Origin of the sequence: Pseudomonas sp. R1-6 (assembly GCF_051132115.1) — a bacterium.
In the GTDB taxonomy this organism is placed as follows: domain Bacteria; phylum Pseudomonadota; class Gammaproteobacteria; order Pseudomonadales; family Pseudomonadaceae; genus Aquipseudomonas.
The window spans coordinates 4,468,925-4,485,737 of the sequence record NZ_CP071662.1 but is presented as its reverse complement, the minus strand read 5'-3'; the positions used below and the strand labels follow the sequence as shown (position 1 = coordinate 4,485,737).

Annotated in this window: 17 protein-coding genes and 1 other RNA gene; 14 read left to right on the top strand and 4 right to left on the bottom strand. The window is 60.6% G+C overall.

All coding sequences use genetic code 11. The features are described from left to right. The first annotated feature begins 101 nt into the window (after positions 1-101). From petA to J3P81_RS20220, 5 genes are all read left to right on the top strand, one after another. The gene (gene petA, locus J3P81_RS20240; RefSeq protein ID WP_305496657.1) at positions 102-695 is read left to right on the top strand and encodes a ubiquinol-cytochrome c reductase iron-sulfur subunit; all 594 of its coding nucleotides are present in this window, start codon (positions 102-104) and stop codon (positions 693-695) included. Next, entirely contained in the window at positions 695-1,906 is a 1,212-nt protein-coding gene (locus J3P81_RS20235; protein ID WP_305496655.1) for a cytochrome b, read from the top strand. The genes petA and J3P81_RS20235 overlap by 1 nt, the downstream gene beginning before the upstream one ends. Continuing rightward, entirely contained in the window at positions 1,906-2,688 is a 783-nt protein-coding gene (locus J3P81_RS20230) for a cytochrome c1 (RefSeq protein WP_420765433.1), read from the top strand. The genes J3P81_RS20235 and J3P81_RS20230 overlap by 1 nt, the downstream gene beginning before the upstream one ends. 152 nt (positions 2,689-2,840) lie before the next feature. Continuing rightward, a complete protein-coding gene (locus J3P81_RS20225) occupies positions 2,841-3,458 on the top strand; it encodes a glutathione S-transferase N-terminal domain-containing protein (protein WP_420765432.1) in 618 nt (205 codons plus the stop codon). Between the two features lie 16 nt (positions 3,459-3,474). Then, a complete protein-coding gene (locus J3P81_RS20220) occupies positions 3,475-3,888 on the top strand; it encodes a ClpXP protease specificity-enhancing factor (RefSeq protein WP_434560531.1) in 414 nt (137 codons plus the stop codon). Positions 3,889-4,075: 187 nt separating this feature from the next. On the opposite strand, the gene J3P81_RS20215 is transcribed toward J3P81_RS20220, so the two are convergent. The 4 genes from J3P81_RS20215 to J3P81_RS20200 all read right to left on the bottom strand — a co-directional run bounded on the left by J3P81_RS20215 (position 4,076) and on the right by J3P81_RS20200 (position 7,519). Further along, complete coding sequence (locus J3P81_RS20215) at positions 4,076-4,654, bottom strand: BON domain-containing protein (RefSeq protein ID WP_030139689.1); 579 nt, start codon at positions 4,652-4,654, stop codon at positions 4,076-4,078. Further along, positions 4,651-5,244, bottom strand: a complete 594-nt coding sequence (locus J3P81_RS20210; RefSeq protein ID WP_007928463.1) for a phosphoheptose isomerase — start codon at positions 5,242-5,244, stop codon at positions 4,651-4,653. The genes J3P81_RS20215 and J3P81_RS20210 overlap by 4 nt, the downstream gene beginning before the upstream one ends. A 101-nt stretch (positions 5,245-5,345) precedes the next feature. Beyond that, positions 5,346-5,708, bottom strand: a complete 363-nt coding sequence (locus J3P81_RS20205; RefSeq protein WP_420765431.1) for a YraN family protein — start codon at positions 5,706-5,708, stop codon at positions 5,346-5,348. Then, positions 5,708-7,519 carry a penicillin-binding protein activator gene (locus J3P81_RS20200; protein ID WP_434560529.1) on the bottom strand — a complete coding sequence of 604 codons (1,812 nt, stop codon included), beginning with the start codon at positions 7,517-7,519 and terminating at the stop codon, positions 5,708-5,710. The genes J3P81_RS20205 and J3P81_RS20200 overlap by 1 nt, the downstream gene beginning before the upstream one ends. Positions 7,520-7,864: 345 nt before the next feature. On the opposite strand from J3P81_RS20200, the gene rsmI reads away from it, so the two are divergent. From rsmI to mraY, 9 genes are all read left to right on the top strand, one after another. Continuing rightward, on the top strand, positions 7,865-8,737 hold the full coding sequence (gene rsmI, locus J3P81_RS20195; protein ID WP_420765429.1) for a 16S rRNA (cytidine(1402)-2'-O)-methyltransferase: 873 nt from the start codon (positions 7,865-7,867) through the stop codon (positions 8,735-8,737). Between the two features lie 74 nt (positions 8,738-8,811). Continuing rightward, an RNA gene (gene rnpB, locus J3P81_RS20190) (RNase P RNA component class A) lies at positions 8,812-9,165 on the top strand. A gap of 309 nt (positions 9,166-9,474) precedes the next feature. Continuing rightward, positions 9,475-9,930: a division/cell wall cluster transcriptional repressor MraZ gene (mraZ, locus tag J3P81_RS20185; RefSeq protein WP_003205355.1), complete on the top strand. Its 456-nt coding sequence runs from the start codon at positions 9,475-9,477 to the stop codon at positions 9,928-9,930. Then, complete coding sequence (gene rsmH, locus J3P81_RS20180; protein WP_434560527.1) at positions 9,927-10,874, top strand: 16S rRNA (cytosine(1402)-N(4))-methyltransferase RsmH; 948 nt, start codon at positions 9,927-9,929, stop codon at positions 10,872-10,874. Before mraZ ends, rsmH begins: the two co-directional genes overlap by 4 nt. Continuing rightward, positions 10,871-11,164, top strand: coding sequence for a cell division protein FtsL (ftsL, locus tag J3P81_RS20175; protein ID WP_003178214.1), 294 nt, complete (start codon positions 10,871-10,873; stop codon positions 11,162-11,164). Before rsmH ends, ftsL begins: the two co-directional genes overlap by 4 nt. Further along, entirely contained in the window at positions 11,164-12,903 is a 1,740-nt protein-coding gene (locus J3P81_RS20170; protein WP_420765650.1) for a peptidoglycan D,D-transpeptidase FtsI family protein, read from the top strand. The genes ftsL and J3P81_RS20170 overlap by 1 nt, the downstream gene beginning before the upstream one ends. After that, positions 12,903-14,366, top strand: a complete 1,464-nt coding sequence (locus J3P81_RS20165; RefSeq protein WP_420765427.1) for a UDP-N-acetylmuramoyl-L-alanyl-D-glutamate--2,6-diaminopimelate ligase — start codon at positions 12,903-12,905, stop codon at positions 14,364-14,366. The genes J3P81_RS20170 and J3P81_RS20165 overlap by 1 nt, the downstream gene beginning before the upstream one ends. Continuing rightward, a complete protein-coding gene (locus tag J3P81_RS20160) occupies positions 14,359-15,726 on the top strand; it encodes a UDP-N-acetylmuramoyl-tripeptide--D-alanyl-D-alanine ligase (RefSeq protein WP_434560525.1) in 1,368 nt (455 codons plus the stop codon). Before J3P81_RS20165 ends, J3P81_RS20160 begins: the two co-directional genes overlap by 8 nt. Continuing rightward, entirely contained in the window at positions 15,726-16,808 is a 1,083-nt protein-coding gene (gene mraY, locus J3P81_RS20155; protein ID WP_053124966.1) for a phospho-N-acetylmuramoyl-pentapeptide-transferase, read from the top strand. The genes J3P81_RS20160 and mraY overlap by 1 nt, the downstream gene beginning before the upstream one ends. Positions 16,809-16,813 lie beyond the last annotated feature (5 nt).

Below are 16,813 nucleotides of genomic sequence, written 5' to 3'. Positions count from 1 at the left end.
TGGGGGTTTTCATTACCATTCGGCAAAATTTTTATAAGTTCAGATTTTTACTTAGTAGACGCCTGATTTAACAGGCCACAAAGCTGATGGGAGAGGACTGAATGAGCAATGACGGCGTGAATGCAGGCCGGCGTCGCTTCCTGGTAGCAGCCACATCCGTGGTGGGTGCTGCAGGAGCGGTGGGGGCTGCGGTCCCGTTCGTGGGGTCATGGTTTCCCAGCGCCAAGGCGAAAGCCGCAGGTGCACCGGTGAAAGTGAATGTCAGCAAGATCGAGCCAGGCCAGCAGATGATTGCTGAATGGCGCGGTCAGCCGGTGTTCATCGTCCGCCGTACAGAGGAAATCCTGGGGAATCTGAAAAAGATCGAGGGCCAGCTCTCCGACCCCTCCTCCAAGAACTCGGTCCAACCGGAATACGTCAACCCTGAAACGCGCTCGATCAAGCCGGAAGTCCTGCTGCTGATCGGGATCTGCACGCACCTGGGTTGCTCGCCAACGTTCCGTCCCGAAGTGGCCCCTGCCGACCTGGGTAAAGACTGGGTCGGTGGTTATTTCTGCCCATGCCACGGCTCCCACTATGACCTGGCCGGTCGCGTCTACAAATCGCAGCCCGCACCCCTGAACCTGCCAGTTCCCCCGCATTCCTATGAGTCGGACGACATCATTGTCGTTGGCGTCGATACGGAGAAAGCGTGATGAGCAAATTAATGGACTGGTTTGATGCGCGCTTTCCCGCGACCAAAATGTGGGAAGACCATCTCAGCAAGTATTACGCTCCGAAGAACTTCAACTTCTTCTACTTCTTTGGCTCCTTGGCGTTGCTCGTCCTGGTCAACCAGATCGTCACCGGCGTCTGGCTGACGATGAGCTACACCCCCTCGGCAGAAGAGGCGTTCGCCTCCGTTGAATACATCATGCGCGACGTCGAGTACGGCTCGATCCTGCGCCTGCTGCACTCCACCGGCGCTTCGGCGTTCTTTATCGTCGTTTACCTGCATATGTTCCGTGGCCTGCTTTACGGTTCATACCAGAAGCCGCGCGAACTGGTGTGGGTCTTCGGCATGCTGATCTACCTGGCGCTGATGGCTGAAGCCTTCATGGGCTACCTGCTGCCGTGGGGCCAGATGTCCTACTGGGGTGCCCAGGTGATCATCTCGCTGTTCGGTGCGATCCCGGTCATCGGCGATGACCTGACCCAGTGGATCCGCGGTGACTACCTGATCTCGGGCATCACCTTGAACCGCTTCTTCGCTTTGCATGTGGTTGCCCTGCCGATCGTGATCCTCGGCCTGGTAGTGCTGCACATCCTGGCGCTGCACGAAGTGGGCTCGAACAACCCGGACGGCGTGGACATCAAGAAGCACAAGGACGAAAACGGCGTACCGCTGGATGGCATCGCCTTCCACCCGTACTACACCGTGAAAGACATCGTCGGCGTGGTGGTCTTCCTGTTCATCTTCTGCTCCATCGTGTTCTTCTTCCCGGAAATGGGCGGTTACTTCCTCGAGAAGCCGAACTTCGAACAGGCCAACGCCTTCAAGACCCCCGAGCACATTGCTCCGGTCTGGTACTTCACGCCGTTCTACGCAATTTTGCGGGCTGTTCCTGACAAGCTGCTGGGCGTCATCGCCATGGGCGCCGCCATTGCCGTGCTGTTCGTCCTGCCGTGGCTGGACCGCAGCCCCGTCAAGTCGATGCGTTACAAAGGCTGGCTGAGCAAGATCTGGCTCTGGGTGTTCTGCATTTCGTTCGTGATCCTGGGCGTGCTGGGCGTACTGGCGCCGACACCGGGCCGGACGCTGTTGTCGCAGGTCTGCACATTCCTGTACTTCGCCTACTTCATTCTGATGCCTTTCTACACCAGGCTCGAGAAGACCAAACCGGTTCCGGAAAGGGTGACTGGCTGATGAAAAAACTATTTGCTGTACTGATTCTTGCTGCCATGCCAGCACTGTCCTTTGCGGCTGAACACGGTGGTCCGGAATTGGAAAAAGTCGACATCGACGTTTCCGACAAGGCGGCCATGCAGGACGGCGCTCGTACGTTCGCCAACTATTGCATGGGCTGCCACAGCGCCAAATTCCAGCGTTACGAGCGCGTGGCCGATGACTTGGGCATCCCCCACGAGCTGATGCTCGAAAAGCTTGTGTTCACTGGCGCCAAGCTGGGCGATCACATGAATATCGGCATGCAGCCTGCGGACGCCAAGTCATGGTTTGGCGCCGCGCCGCCGGACTTGACCCTGGTGGCCCGCGTGCGGGGTACCGATTGGCTCTACGGCTACCTGCGCTCGTTCTACGAAGATCCTGCGCGCCCATTGGGTTGGAACAACAAGGTCTTCCCGAACGTCGGGATGCCGAACGTACTGGTCGGCTTGCAAGGTCGCCAAGTGGTAGGCTGCAAGCAGGTCCAGATCGTCGAGGACGGCAAGAAGCAATATGATCCGCTGACCGGCACGGCTTTGACTCATGAGGCCTGCGACCAGCTGACCATCGTGCCAAACTCTGGCACTCTGACGCCTGAGCAGTTTGATGAGAAGGTCAAGAACCTGGTGACCTTCCTGGCCTACTCGGCCAACCCGGTGAAGCTGGAGCATCAGCGCATCGGTACGTATGTATTGCTGTACCTGGCGTTCTTCTTCGTATTCGCTTATCTGCTCAAGCGTGAATACTGGAAAGACGTGCATTGATAAAGCTGTAAGCCGTTGCTGTTAATCGTGCGCGCCCAAGGGCGTCTCTGAAGGTGTAACGAGCCTGGTCGGCCAGGTGGTTACGGGAGACGTCCTCTGGGCGCGCTCGTTTTTCCGTTTTTCGATAATTTCAACAAGCGAGGAGGATCGCCATGGGCGTGACCAATCGGTTGGCCTGTTACTCCGACCCCGCCGACCACTATTCCCACCGGGTACGCATCGTACTGGCCGAGAAGGGTGTCAGCGCCGAGATCATTTACGTTGAAGCGGGCCGTCAGCCGCCGAAGTTGATCGAGGTAAACCCTTACGGCAGCCTGCCAACGCTGGTCGATCGTGACCTGGCCTTGTGGGAGTCGACCGTGGTGATGGAGTACCTGGATGAGCGTTATCCGCATCCGCCTTTGCTGCCGGTATACCCCGTCGCGCGTGCCAACAGTCGCTTGCTCATCCATCGCATCCAGCGTGACTGGTGCGGGTTGGTGGATCTGATCCTGGATCAGCGAACCAAGGAACCGGCGCGGGTCGTGGCGCGTAAAGAACTGCGCGAAAGCCTGACGGGCGTGTCGCCGCTGTTTGTCGACAAGCCGTTTTTCCTCAGCGAGGAACAAAGTCTGGTGGATTGCTGCCTATTGCCCATACTCTGGCGTTTGCCGATCCTGGGTATCGAACTGCCGCGGCCCGCCAAGCCGCTGCTTGATTATATGGAGCGCCAATTTGCGCGTGAGGCTTTCCAGGCGAGTCTGTCTGCTGCCGAACGTGACATGCGCTAAGGCTTAGGGAGCCGCTATGAACTCCAGTCGACCTTATTTGGTCCGCGCGCTCTATGAGTGGATTGTGGACAACGATTGCACCCCGCACATGCTGGTCAATGCCGAGTATCCCTCGGTCCAGGTGCCGCAGGGTTTTGCCAATGACGGGCAGATTGTATTGAACGTATCGCCGGCCGCTGTGCGTCATCTGCACATGGATAATGATGCGGTCAGCTTCGAAGGGCGTTTTGGCGGCGTGCCGCACACGCTGTACGTGCCGATTGCTTCGATCCTGGGGATTTATGCCCGGGAAAATGGCCAGGGCATGGTATTCGAGCTGGAAGTGCCGCTGGAGGGCGAAGAAGAATTCGAGGCGGACGATGATATGCCGCCACCGGATGACGAACCGCCGCGGCCTAGCGGGCGGCCGAGCTTGAAGGTGGTGAAATAACTGGCGGAAGCTGTCTGCCGGTTGTTTGAACGAATGCCTGTATCGCTGGATACGGGCATTTTTTTTGGTTTTGGTGCCTATCCGTTTTTGCGTTGAGGTCATGCACGCTGAAGATTGTCCTCGAACGATGCACAAAAAAACGGCGCTTTCCCTCCAAGGAAAAGCGCCGTTCTTGTAACTTACTTGTTCAGTCGATGTACTCGAACAACTTAACGATCTTCTGCACCCCAGACACACCCTGAACCAGGTTGGTCGCCTGCGCAGCCTCCTGCTTGGTCAGCAGCCCCAGCAGATAGACAATCCCGTTCTCGGTCACGACCTTGATGCGCGACCCTGGAATGCTGGCGTCGGTCAGCATCTGCGTCTTGATCTTGGTCGTCAGCCAGGCATCGTTCTGGCGCGCCAGCAGGGAAGAGGGCTGCAAGACCTGCAATTCGTTATGCACGGTCTTGACCCGCTGCACGGCGCTGGCCTCCTGCTCGGCCTTGGCCTTGAGGTCGGCCCGTGGCGTCTGGCCGGCCAGCAGCACGACGCCGTTGAAGCTGGTGACGACGATGTGCGAATTGTTGTCCAGGTCCGGGTCGGCCTTGGCGATGTTCACGCCGACTTTGGTTTCGATCAGGGAGTCATCGATCTTGCTGCCGAAGGTGCGGGTGCCGCGGTCATCTTCGATCGGCTTTTCCCGGCTGGCGTTAACCACCGATGTGCAGCCGCTGATGCCGAGGCACAGGGTCAGGGCCAGAAGGCCTAGGCGATTAGGGGTCATTCTTCACTCCCGAACAGTTGGCTGTCGATCAAGTCGCAAAGGCAATGGATCGCCAGCAGGTGGACTTCCTGAATACGTGCGGTGACATTGGCCGGTACGCGAATCTCGACGTCTTCGGGCAAGAGCAAGGATGCCATGCCGCCGCCGTCGCGACCGGTCAATGCTACGACAATCATTTCGCGATCATGTGCGGCCTGGATCGCTTGAATAATATTGGCCGAGTTACCGCTGGTGGAGATCGCCAGAAGCACATCGCCGGGTTGGCCGAGGGCGCGGATCTGCTTGGAGAACACTTCGTTGTAGCTGTAATCGTTGGCGATCGAGGTGATCGTCGAGCTGTCGGTCGTCAATGCGATGGCCGGCAGGCTCGGGCGTTCGCGTTCGAAGCGGTTGAGCAGCTCCGATGAGAAGTGCTGGGCATCGCCGGCCGAACCGCCGTTGCCACACGAGAGCATCTTGCCTTCGTTGAGCAAGGCGTTGACCATCACTTGGCTGGCTTGCTCGATGTGCGGTGCAAGTACGTCCATCGCCTGTTGCTTGGTGTCGATACTGGCCTGAAAAAGCTGGCGGATTCGCGATTGCATGTCCATCTGTGTGACCTTAAGTAGCGCGACTTATCGGCACAAGCATGTGCGGCGCGCAAAGCAAAGAGCAAAAAAGTTGAATGAAGGTGTCCGGCCAGGCTGGGCGTTCAACTGTCGAAGGCGTTCTGCAGCCAGTTCAACTGGTCGGCGTTGCTGTCGATGGCGACCACGTCGAAGCGGCAGGGGTAATCGGCCCAGCGAGACTCGCGTTGCAGAAAGTACTGCGCGGCGAAAATCAGTTTCTGGCGCTTGCGCTCGTCGATGCTCTCGATCGCGCCGCCCCATTGGGTATTTTTTCTGTAGCGGACTTCGACGAATACTACTGTATCGCCGTCAAGCATGACCAGATCCAGCTCGCCGCGTTTACACAACCAGTTCTGTGCCAGCAGGCGCAGACCTTGTTGTTGCAGATGCGCGAGGGCTTGGCCCTCGGCATCCTTTCCGCTTTGCAAGTGTGATCGGTCAAGCATCAGCGCTGAGTGTCCGGCAGGCGCTGCACCTGGCCGTTGATGAACTGGGCCCACGGCAATTGACGTTGCACGCGTTGGGTTGGCGAGATCGCCAGGCTGCCTGACAGGCCTTCGATGCGGCTGTCCGGAAGTGCCTTGAGCTGGCCCAGGCGCGGAGCGAGGCGATAGGCGTCGGCACCCATCGCATACAGTCGGCCCAGGCTGCCACCGGCCTGTGGCCATTGTGCAGTGACCTGCTGACGCAGTGGGTCGTTAGCGTCGAGCAGCCATGGCGTTTCACAGAAACGCACGCCATTCATGTCGTTGTACTGGTTCTGGTCGCCGCTGACGCTGAATACCGAAGACGTCGCATAGACCGGCACGTCGCCGGCGTACTGGAAGTTCAGGGTCGGCTTGATCTGCTGGGCCTGCTGCGGAGTCGATGCCAGGAAAATGAACTCGATGTCCTGGCGACGCGAAGGCTGGGCCGCTACTGCGGTGCCCACCGTGCTTTGCAGGCTTTTGGCGCGACCTTCGCTCTGGCGCAACTGGAACATGTCGGCGATCTGCTGGGCCAGTTGCACAGGCTGGTCGACACGCTCGATCGCAACGATGGTGCCGCCATTGGCCTGCCAGTCCTGGCTGAAGGCTTTCAATACCCGATCGCCCCATTCGCCTTTCGGCACCATGGCGGCGGCGCGATGCAGGCCGTCGGCGCGAGCACGACGGGATACTTCGCGGGCTTCATCTTCCGGGGCCAAGCCGAACTGGAAGAGTTGGGGTGGGCCCTGTTCGCCCTCGCTGTAGTTCAATGCCAGGGTGGTAATCGGCAATTGCGGGCGAAGGCTGATCTGCTTGACCAGTGGTTTTTCCAGCGGGCCGACCACCAGTTGTACGCCGTCGGCCTGGGCCTTGCGGTAGAACTCGTCCATGGAAGTCAGGCTGGCGCTGTCATAGACCTGAATGCTTGGCGGCTTCTGTCCAGCCTGTTGGGCCTGGTAGTGCGCAGCCATGAACCCTTCGCGCAAGGCTTTGGCAACCGAGGCCAGCGGGCCGTTCTGTGGCAGCAGCAAGGCGATCTTGCTCAGCGGCTGGCTTGCCAGCTCCTTGAGCTTGACCAGTGGCGTCGGCAGTTGAAGCGCGGCTGGGTGTTTCGGGTTTTGTTCGCGCCAACTGTCGATGGCGGCCTGTTGTTGCTCCAGGGTGCCGGCGGTTTTCACCGCCTTGGCCAGGCTCAACCAGCCACCGAGGTCGTCGGTGGTGGTCGGTTGCAGTTGATCGGTAGGCAGCGAAGCGATCAGCGACCAGATCGCCTCGTGGTTTTTAGCCGCGGCTTCGCCTTCCAGCAACGGCGCGATAAAGATCCGCTCCTTGGCGGCCGCCAGGGTCTGGCCATCGGCTTCAAGGGCCCGAGCACGCACGGTGCCGGTGCGCACTTGCTGTTCCACCGGCATTTCGCCCAGGTGCTGCAGGCTTGGATGGCCCAGGGACGTCAGCGCTGCCTTGGGCTGGTTGCGGGTCATCGCCAGTTCGGCTGACAGCGTGCTGGCGAAAATCTGCTGGCCGGGCTTGAGTTGCTCCAGCGGCACTTGTTGCAGGATCTGTGCGGACTGGCCGGCATTGCCCTGGCGGTAGGCCAGGTCCGCGGCGCTCAGGCGCAGCAGGGCGGCTTTTTCCGGGTTTTTGCTTTGGGTGGCCTGTTCGAGCAATTGCTCGATACTGGCATCCGGGGTCCGTGGGAGTTCGCCAAGGCTGGACGAAGGCGAACTGGCGCAAGCCGCCAGGAGGGCAGCGAGGCAGAGGGCGGAGAGCAGCCGCAGGCAAGCGATCATGTAAGTGTTCCTGATACGAGATCAAATTAGCGTCGAATTGTACCCAAGCAGCGGCTGGGGCGCGATGTTAGTGGTGTGAATCGATCAATTTAGGTATTTCAAAGAGTGCGGCGCAGCATAAATCCGAGGGTGTCGATTCCCCGTGGCGAGGGAGCTTGCTCCCGCTGGGCCGCGCAGTGGCCCCAAAACCATTCAACACGGTACATCAGAATGTGGCTGTCAGATTTTTACGGCTGCTGCGCAGCCGAGCGGGAGCAAGCTCCCTCGCCACAACTGCTAATGTGACCGGCCGAGAATGGCGGCACACGCTACAATGGCGGTTTTTACCCTCATGAGGTGTGCGTTTTGACTGCTCCAGGTGCTTCGAATTCCGCTGCTGGCTCGCTTTTCGTGGTGGCGACGCCTATTGGCAACCTGGACGATATCAGCGCCCGTGCGCTGAAGATCCTGAAGGACGTCGCCCTTATCGCCGCTGAAGATACCCGTCACTCCCAGCGCTTGCTGCAGCATTTCGGCATTTCCACGCCGCTGGCGGCGTGTCATGAACATAACGAGCGGGACGAGGGCAGTCGTTTTATCACCCGGCTGCTGGCGGGCGATAACGTGGCGCTGATTTCCGATGCCGGCACGCCGCTGATTTCCGATCCGGGTTATCACCTGGTGCGCCAGGCTCGTGCTGCTGGCATCAATGTGGTGCCTGTACCCGGGGCGTGTGCGTTGATCGCGGCGCTGTCGGCGGCCGGCTTGCCGTCGGATCGATTTATCTTCGAGGGTTTTCTGCCAGCCAAGGCGGTGGGACGACGAGCGCGCCTGGAAGCTATAAAGGAAGAGCCGCGCACATTGATCTTTTATGAAGCGCCGCACCGTATCCTTGAATGCCTCCAGGATATGGAGTTGGTGTTTGGTCCCGAGCGCCAGGCGTTGCTGGCGCGGGAGCTGACGAAAACCTTCGAGACGCTCAAGGGGCTGCCCTTGGCGCAATTGCGAGGTTTCGTCGAAAGCGACAGCAACCAACAGCGCGGTGAATGCGTTGTACTGGTGGCCGGTTGGACGCCGCCGGAAAGCGAAGACGCCGTAAGTGGCGAAGCGATGCGCGTCCTGGACTTGCTGCTGGAGGAAATGCCACTGAAACGTGCGGCGGCCCTCGCCGCGCAGATCACCGGCGAGCGCAAGAATGTGCTGTATCAGGTCGCGCTGCAAAAGCAGAAGGACCAATGAAACCGCCATGCCCGGCTGGCTGCGGGCTTTTAGCGCTTGTTCTTGAGGCGCTGTACCGTTAACCTTCGCGGCGGAGAGTCGATCGGACAGTCGCTGCCCTCTATGAAAATTAGGGGGGGGAGGAAAGTCCGGGCTCCATAGGGCGAAGTGCCAGGTAATGCCTGGGAGGCGTGAGCCTACGGAAAGTGCCACAGAAAATAACCGCCTAAGCGTTTCGGCGCCGGTAAGGGTGAAAAGGTGCGGTAAGAGCGCACCGCACGGCTGGCAACAGTTCGTGGCTAGGTAAACCCCACTTGGAGCAAGACCAAATAGGGTCCCAAGGCGTGGCCCGCGCTGGGACCGGGTAGGTTGCTAAAGATGTCCAGTGATGGCCATCGTAGACGAATGACTGTTCAAGACAGAACCCGGCTTACAGATCGACTCTCCACCTTTTTCCCTCCCTGCCGGAATCGCTGGCAGACGCAGTTCCTAATACCAAAAAAATCTTACTCTTAACAAATCACTTTAACTTGTGCGCGCAGTCCCCTGTACTGCCTCAGGTTGGAGCGAAATTTCCTACGTCAGATTCTTGTTGCCCCTCCTGAAACGCTCCTAAATCTCCGATCTATAAGGCTTTTCCTTCATTCCGCGCCTTGACGGTGCGGTGGGCGCATTCCTATAGTGTGCGCAAGTGGCGGAAAGTGGCATGAAGTGGGTTTTTTTGAAGGTAAAACGCCAAAAAGTGGAGAAACGCTGACGTGTTTCGCGGAGCTAACGCAATCAGTCTCGATGCAAAAGGCCGGCTCGCCATGCCCAGCCGGTATCGTGACGAGCTCGTTTCGCGAAGTTCGGGGCAGTTGATCGTCACGATCGACGCCGTTGACCCATGTTTGTGCGTCTACCCGCTGGATGAGTGGGAAATCATCGAAACCAAACTGCGCGCACTGCCTTCGCTACGTGAAGAAAACCGTCGTTTGCAGCGCTTGTTGATCGGTAATGCCGTTGATCTTGAGCTCGACGGCAGTGGTCGTTTCCTGGTCCCGCCGCGCCTGCGCGAATACGCCAAGCTGGACAAGCGCGCGATGCTGGTGGGCCAGCTGAACAAGTTCCAACTGTGGGACGAAGATGCCTGGAATGCGGTTTCTGCCGCCGACCTTGCTGCTATTCAACAACCGGGCGCCATGCCTGATGAACTGCGTGATTTGATCCTGTGACTATTGATAGCGGCTTTAACCACATCACCGTACTGCTTGACGAAGCCGTCGAGGCTCTCGCCGTACGTCCTGATGGGTGCTATCTGGATGGCACGTTCGGGCGTGGCGGGCACAGCCGATTGATCCTCAGCCAGTTGGGGCCTGATGGCCGGTTGCTGGGGTTCGACAAGGATCCTCAAGCGATTGCCACCGGGCAAGCGCTGGCGGCCGAAGACGGCCGCTTTGTCGTTGTGCAGCGCAGCTTTGCCGAGTTGGGTTCGGAAGTCGCCCAGCGTGGTTTGGCTGGCAAGATCAGCGGCGTGCTGCTGGACCTCGGCGTGTCCTCGCCGCAACTGGACGACCCGGAACGTGGCTTCAGTTTCCTCAATGACGGCCCGCTGGACATGCGCATGGATCCGACCCGCGGCATCAGTGCCGCTGAGTTCGTCAACACCGCGCCCGTCGAAGAAATCGCCCGTGTCTTCAAGGAATATGGCGAGGAACGCTTTTCCGGCCGCATGGCGCGAGCCGTGGTCGAGCGCCGCGAGACCAAGCCATTCGAACGCACCGGTGACCTGGCCGAAGTGCTGAAGGTTGCCAACCCTGCGTGGGAGAAGGGCAAGAATCCAGCGACTCGCGCCTTCCAGGGCCTGCGTATCCATGTCAATAATGAGTTGGGTGATCTTGAGGCTGGCCTCGAGGCCGCCCTTGAGGCGCTGGAGATCGGTGGCCGGTTGGTGGTGATCAGCTTCCACTCCCTGGAAGACCGCATCGTCAAGTTGTTCATGCGCAAACTCACCAAAGGCGAAGCCGACAACCTGCCGCGCAACCTGCCGGTGCGTTTCGAGGCTTTCGTACCGAAAATCAAGATCCATGGCAAAGCGCAGTTCGCCTCCGAGGCCGAACTCAAGGCCAACCCGCGTGCCCGTAGTGCTGTCATGCGTGTCGCGGAGAAGCTGCGGTGAGCAAGCTCTTCGCCAAGCCCCTGCCGGGCGGCAGCTTTTTCATGCTGCTGCTGTTCATCGGCGTGCTCGTCTCGGCCATCGCCGTGTCTTACAGCGCGCACTGGAACCGCCAGTTGCTCAACACCCTTTATAACGAACTGAGCGTGCGCGACAAGGCGCAGGCTGAGTGGGGCCGGCTGATCCTGGAGCAGAGCACCTGGACCGCCCATAGCCGTATTGAGGTATTGGCCACCGAACAACTGAAGATGCGCATCCCCGGCGCCGCCGAAGTGCAGATGGTGGCGCCATGATGAAGCTCGAAGGGGCACTTTTCCCGTGGCGGTTCCGTCTGGTCCTGGGCTTGCTCGGGATCATGGTCGCAGCGATCGCGTGGCGCATCATCGACCTGCAAGTCGTCGACCGCGACTTCCTCAAGGAGCAGGGCGATGCCCGCAGCGTGCGTCATATTCCGATCCCGGCCCACCGTGGCCTGATCACTGACCGCAACGGTGAACCCCTGGCCGTGAGCACCCCGGTGACCACTCTGTGGGCCAACGCCAAGGAAATGCAGCAGGCCAAGGAAAAGTGGCCGGCGTTGGCCGCCGCCCTCGGCCAGGATCCCAAGGCTTTGGCGGAGCGCCTTGAAGCCCAGGCCAATAAAGAATTCATCTACCTGGTGCGCGGGTTGACGCCCGAGCAAGGCCAGAGTGTGCTCGATTTGAAAGTACCTGGTGTCTATGGCATCGAAGAGTTCCGGCGTTTCTACCCGGCCGGAGAAGTCACTGCCCACATGGTCGGGTTTACCGACATCGATGACCGGGGCCGAGAAGGTGTCGAACTGGCCTATGACGAATGGCTGGCCGGGGTTGCCGGCAAGCGCCAGGTCATCAAGGATCGGCGCGGCAGGCTGATCAAGGATGTCCAAGTCACTAAAAACGCCAAGGCCGGTAAGCCCTTGGCGTTGTCCATTGACCTGCGCCTGCAATACCTGGCCAACCGCGAGCTGCGCAATGCCATCGTCGAGAACGGCGCCAAGGCCGGCAGCCTGGTGATCATGGACGTCAAGACCGGCGAGATCCTCGCCATGGTCAACCAGCCGACCTACAACCCGAACAACCGCCGTAACCTGCAACCGGCGATGATGCGTAACCGCGCAATGATCGACGTCTTCGAGCCGGGTTCGACCATGAAGGCCGTGTCCATGGCCGCCGCCCTGGAAACCGGGCGCTGGAAACCGGGTGACACCGTCGAGGTGTATCCGGGGACGTTGCAGATCGGCAAATACACCATTCGCGACGTGTCCAAGACTGAAGGCCCGGTGCTCGACCTGACCGGCATCCTGATCAATTCCAGTAACGTGGGCATGAGCAAGATCGCCTTCGATATCGGTGGCGAGGCGATCTATCGCCTGGCCCAGAAAATCGGCCTCGGCCAGGACACCGGCCTGGGCTTCCCGGGCGAGCGCGTCGGCAACCTGCCCAACTACCGTGAATGGCGCAAGGCCGAAACCGCCACGTTGTCCTATGGCTATGGTGTTTCGGTGACGGCGATCCAGCTTGTCCACGCCTTCTCGGCGCTGGCCAACAACGGGCGGATCGCACCGCTGACGCTGGTCAAGACCGACAAGGCGCCGCAAACCACCCAAGTGATTCCGGAAGACGTCGCCAAGACGATGCAAGGCATGCTGCAACAGGTGATCGAGGCGCCGCGTGGTGTCTATCGTGCCCAAGTGCCCGCCTACCATGTTGCCGGCAAGTCGGGTACGGCGCGCAAGACGTCCGTGGGTACCAAGGGCTATGCCGAGAATTCCTACCGTTCGCTGTTCGCCGGCTTCGGTCCGATGAGCGACCCGCGCTACGCCATCGTGGTGGTTATCGACGAACCGAGCAAGGCAGGCTACTTCGGTGGCCTGGTCTCTGCGCCGGTGTTCAGCAAAGTGATGTCCGGCACCCTGCGCCTGATGAACATTACCCCGGATAATCTGCCGCCGACCCAGCAGGCGAGTACCGCCCCGGTCGTTCCCTTGAAAGCCGACGGAGGGCGTGGCTGATGTCCCTGAGCCTGAACAAGATTTTTGCCCATGCCGGTCATGACCTGCTGATTCGTGAGCTGGCGCTGGACAGTCGCGACGTGCGTGCCGGGGACCTGTTCCTGGCGGTGCCGGGCGCCCGTGTTGATGGCCGCGACCATATCGCTGATGCCTTGAAACGCGGTGCGGCTGCCGTGGCCTATGAAGTGAACGGCGCGACCGTGCTGCCGATCACCGATGTCCCGCTGATTCCGGTCAAGGGCCTGGTGGCGCAGTTGTCGGATATCGCCGGGCGTTTTTATGGCGAGCCGAGCCGTCACCTGAACCTGATCGGCGTGACCGGTACCAACGGCAAGACCAGCGTGACGCAACTGGTGGCACAGGCGCTCGACTTGCTCGGGCAGCATTGTGGCATCGTGGGGACGCTGGGCAACGGTTTCCACGGGGCGCTGAAAAGCGGGCTGCACACCACGCCAAACCCGATCGCCGTGCAGGCGACCCTGGCCGACCTGAAGAAGGCTGGCGCCAAGGCCGTCGCGATGGAGGTTTCCTCCCATGGCCTCGATCAAGGTCGCGTCACCGCGTTGGCCTTCGACGTTGCCGTGCTCACCAACCTGTCCCGCGATCACCTGGACTACCACGGCACGATGCAGGCCTACGGCGAGGCCAAGGCCAAGCTGTTTGCCTGGAACAACCTGAAATGCCGGGTTATCAATGTCGATGACGAATTCGGCCGCCAGCTGGCCGCCGAGAGTCGCGAGTCGCGGTTGATCACCTACAGCCTCGAAGATGCCGGCGCCTACCTTTATGTACGCCAGGCACAGTTCGACGACGAAGGCGTTCGTGCCACGTTGGTCACGCCCCAGGGCGAACACCATCTGCGCAGCACGTTGCTGGGCCGCTTCAACCTGAGCAATGTATTGGCCGCCATCGGGGCCTTGCTCGGGCTGGACTACGCGCTGGATGAAGTTCTCAAGGTATTGCCAAAACTCGAGGGCCCGGCCGGGCGCATGCAGCGCTTGGGCGGAGGCACCCAGCCGCTGGTGGTGGTCGATTACGCCCATACGCCAGACGCGCTGGAAAAAGTCCTCACGGCGCTGCGTCCTCACGCCAAGGGTCGGCTGCTGTGCCTGTTCGGCTGTGGCGGCGACCGTGACCGTGGCAAACGTCCGCTGATGGCGCAAGTCGTGGAGCGGCTGGCCGATGGAGTACTCGTCACTGACGATAACCCACGCAGCGAAGACCCCTCGCGGATCTTCGACGATATTCGCGCCGGTTTCTCGGGGCAGGATAACGTCACTTTCGTGGCCGGACGCGGCCAGGCCATTGCGCAATTGATTGCCAGTGCTTCGGCGGATGACGTCATCGTCCTGGCCGGCAAGGGCCACGAGGACTATCAGGAAATCAACGGCGAACGCCATGCGTTCTCCGACTTGGTTGAAGCCGATCACGCCCTGACCGCATGGGAGGTGGCCCATGCTTAAGGCCTTGAAACTCAGCGAGCTGACCAACGTCCTGAATGCGCGCCTGATCGCGGCGGACGCCACGTTCAACGGCGTCAGCATCGACAGCCGGGCGATTGCGCCGGGCCAATTGTTTGTCGCCCTGGCCGGGCCGCGTTTCGACGGCCACGATTATCTGAACGAAGTGGCTGGCAAAGGCGCGGTCGCGGCGTTGGTCGAGCGCGAAGTCACCAACAGCACACTGCCGCAACTGCTGGTCAGCGACACCCGCCAGGCCCTGGGCCAGCTCGGCGCGTTGAATCGCGCGGCGTTCACCAACCCGGTCGCAGCCATCACCGGCTCCAGCGGCAAGACCACGGTCAAGGAAATGCTCGCCAGCATCCTGCGCACGCGCGGCCCGGTATTGGCGACCCGTGGCAACCTGAACAACGACCTCGGTGTACCGCTGACGCTGCTTGAGCTGGCGCCGGAGCACAGCGCCGCCGTCATTGAACTCGGTGCTTCGCGGCTCGGCGAGATTGCCTACACCGTCGGCATGACCAAGCCCCACGTGGCGGTGCTCAACAACGCCGGGACCGCCCACGTGGGTGAGTTCGGCGGCCCGGAAAAGATCGTCGAGGCCAAGGGCGAGATCATCGAGGGGTTGGCTGCCGATGGCGTCGCCGTGCTGAATCTCGACGACAAGGCCTTCGAAATCTGGAAAATCCGGGCGGGCGAGCGCAAGGTGCTGACCTTTGCCTTGAGCAACCTTGCCGCGAACTTCTACGCCAGCGACCTGGACCGCGATGCTCGCGGATGCCCGGCCTTCAACCTCCACAGCCCCGACGGGGCCGAGCGCGTGCAGTTGAACCTGCTCGGCACCCATAACGTTGCCAACGCCCTGGCCGCCGCCGCCGCCGCCCATGCCCTGGGTGTTTCGTTGCCAGGCATCGCCGCGGGATTGAACGCGGTGCAACCGGTCAAGGGACGCACCGTCGCCCAACTGGCGAGCAACGGCATGCGCGTCATCGATGACACCTACAACGCTAACCCGACGTCGATGTGCGCGGCCGTGGACATCCTTGCCGGTTTCTCCGGCCGCACCGTGCTGGTGCTCGGCGATATCGGCGAATTGGGTGAGTGGGCGCAGCAAGGCCACCATGATGTCGGCGCGTATGCCCGCGGCAAGGTCGATGCGTTGTACGCCGTTGGCCCGATGATGGCCCATGCGGTATCGGCGTTTGGCGAGCATGCACAGCATTTCACCACCCAGGCCGAGTTGATCCAGGCCCTGGGTGCCGAGCAAGACCCGAACACCACCTTATTGATCAAGGGCTCACGCAGTGCGGCGATGGAAAACATCGTTGCGGCTTTGTGCGGCACCCGTATGGAGAAACATTAATGCTGCTGCTGCTAGCGGAGTACCTGCAACAGTTCCACAAAGGCTTCGCGGTCTTCCAGTACCTGACCCTGCGCGGGATCCTGGGTGTGCTGACCGCGCTGTCGTTGTCGCTGTTCCTGGGCCCGTGGATGATCCGCACCTTGCAGAACCTGCAGATCGGCCAGTCGGTCCGCAACGACGGTCCGCAATCGCACCTGTCCAAGTCCGGTACCCCGACCATGGGCGGCGCGTTGATTCTTTCGTCCATCGGCATCAGCACCTTGCTCTGGGCCGACCTGGCGAACCGCTATGTCTGGGTCGTGTTGCTGGTGACCCTGTTCTTCGGCGCCATCGGCTGGGTAGACGACTACCGCAAGGTCATCGAGAAGAATTCCCGTGGGCTGCCAAGCCGCTGGAAATATTTCTGGCAGTCGGTGTTCGGCCTCGGCGCGGCGATCTTCCTTTATATGACTGCCGCTTCGCCGGTGGAAACCACCCTGATCCTGCCAATGCTCAAGGACTACAGCATCCCGCTGGGCGCTGGCTTCATCGTGCTGACCTACCTGGTCATCGTTGGATCGAGCAACGCGGTCAACCTCACCGATGGCCTCGACGGCCTGGCGATCATGCCGACGGTCATGGTTGGCGGCGCGCTGGGGATCTTCTGCTACCTGTCGGGCAACGTGAAATTCGCCGAATACCTGCTGATCCCTTATGTACCGGGCGCGGGCGAGCTGATCGTGTTCTGCGGCGCGCTGATCGGTGCCGGCCTCGGTTTCCTTTGGTTCAACACCTACCCGGCGCAAGTCTTCATGGGTGACGTCGGCGCGTTGGCGCTGGGCGCGGCCCTGGGCACCATTGCCGTCATCGTTCGCCAGGAAATCGTCCTGTTCATCATGGGCGGTGTGTTCGTGATGGAGACCCTGTCAGTCGTCATTCAGGTTGCTTCCTTTAAATTGACCGGCCGCCGCGTATTCCGCATGGCGCCGATCCACCACCACTTTGAACTCAAGGGCTGGCCCGAGCCGCGCGTGATCGTCCGTTTCTGGATCATCACCGTGATTCTGGTGCTGATCGGCCTTGCCACCCTGAAGCTGAGGTAGAACGA

Excerpts from the sequence above, each read along its gene's own strand:
- J3P81_RS20205 (WP_420765431.1), bottom strand. The coding sequence starts at position 5,708 with ATGCTTGACCGATCACACTTGCAAAGCGGAAAGGATGCCGAGGGCCAA.
- J3P81_RS20220 (WP_434560531.1), top strand. The coding sequence starts at position 3,475 with ATGAACTCCAGTCGACCTTATTTGGTCCGCGCGCTCTATGAGTGGATT.
- J3P81_RS20160 (WP_434560525.1), top strand. The coding sequence starts at position 14,359 with ATGCTTAAGGCCTTGAAACTCAGCGAGCTGACCAACGTCCTGAATGCG.
- J3P81_RS20170 (WP_420765650.1), top strand. The coding sequence starts at position 11,164 with ATGAAGCTCGAAGGGGCACTTTTCCCGTGGCGGTTCCGTCTGGTCCTG.
- J3P81_RS20215 (WP_030139689.1), bottom strand. The coding sequence starts at position 4,654 with ATGACCCCTAATCGCCTAGGCCTTCTGGCCCTGACCCTGTGCCTCGGC.
- J3P81_RS20235 (WP_305496655.1), top strand. The coding sequence starts at position 695 with ATGAGCAAATTAATGGACTGGTTTGATGCGCGCTTTCCCGCGACCAAA.
- J3P81_RS20225 (WP_420765432.1), top strand. The coding sequence starts at position 2,841 with ATGGGCGTGACCAATCGGTTGGCCTGTTACTCCGACCCCGCCGACCAC.
- J3P81_RS20210 (WP_007928463.1), bottom strand. The coding sequence starts at position 5,244 with ATGGACATGCAATCGCGAATCCGCCAGCTTTTTCAGGCCAGTATCGAC.
- J3P81_RS20165 (WP_420765427.1), top strand. The coding sequence starts at position 12,903 with ATGTCCCTGAGCCTGAACAAGATTTTTGCCCATGCCGGTCATGACCTG.
- J3P81_RS20200 (WP_434560529.1), bottom strand. The coding sequence starts at position 7,519 with ATGATCGCTTGCCTGCGGCTGCTCTCCGCCCTCTGCCTCGCTGCCCTC.
- mraY (WP_053124966.1), top strand. The coding sequence starts at position 15,726 with ATGCTGCTGCTGCTAGCGGAGTACCTGCAACAGTTCCACAAAGGCTTC.
- J3P81_RS20230 (WP_420765433.1), top strand. The coding sequence starts at position 1,906 with ATGAAAAAACTATTTGCTGTACTGATTCTTGCTGCCATGCCAGCACTG.
- petA (WP_305496657.1), top strand. The coding sequence starts at position 102 with ATGAGCAATGACGGCGTGAATGCAGGCCGGCGTCGCTTCCTGGTAGCA.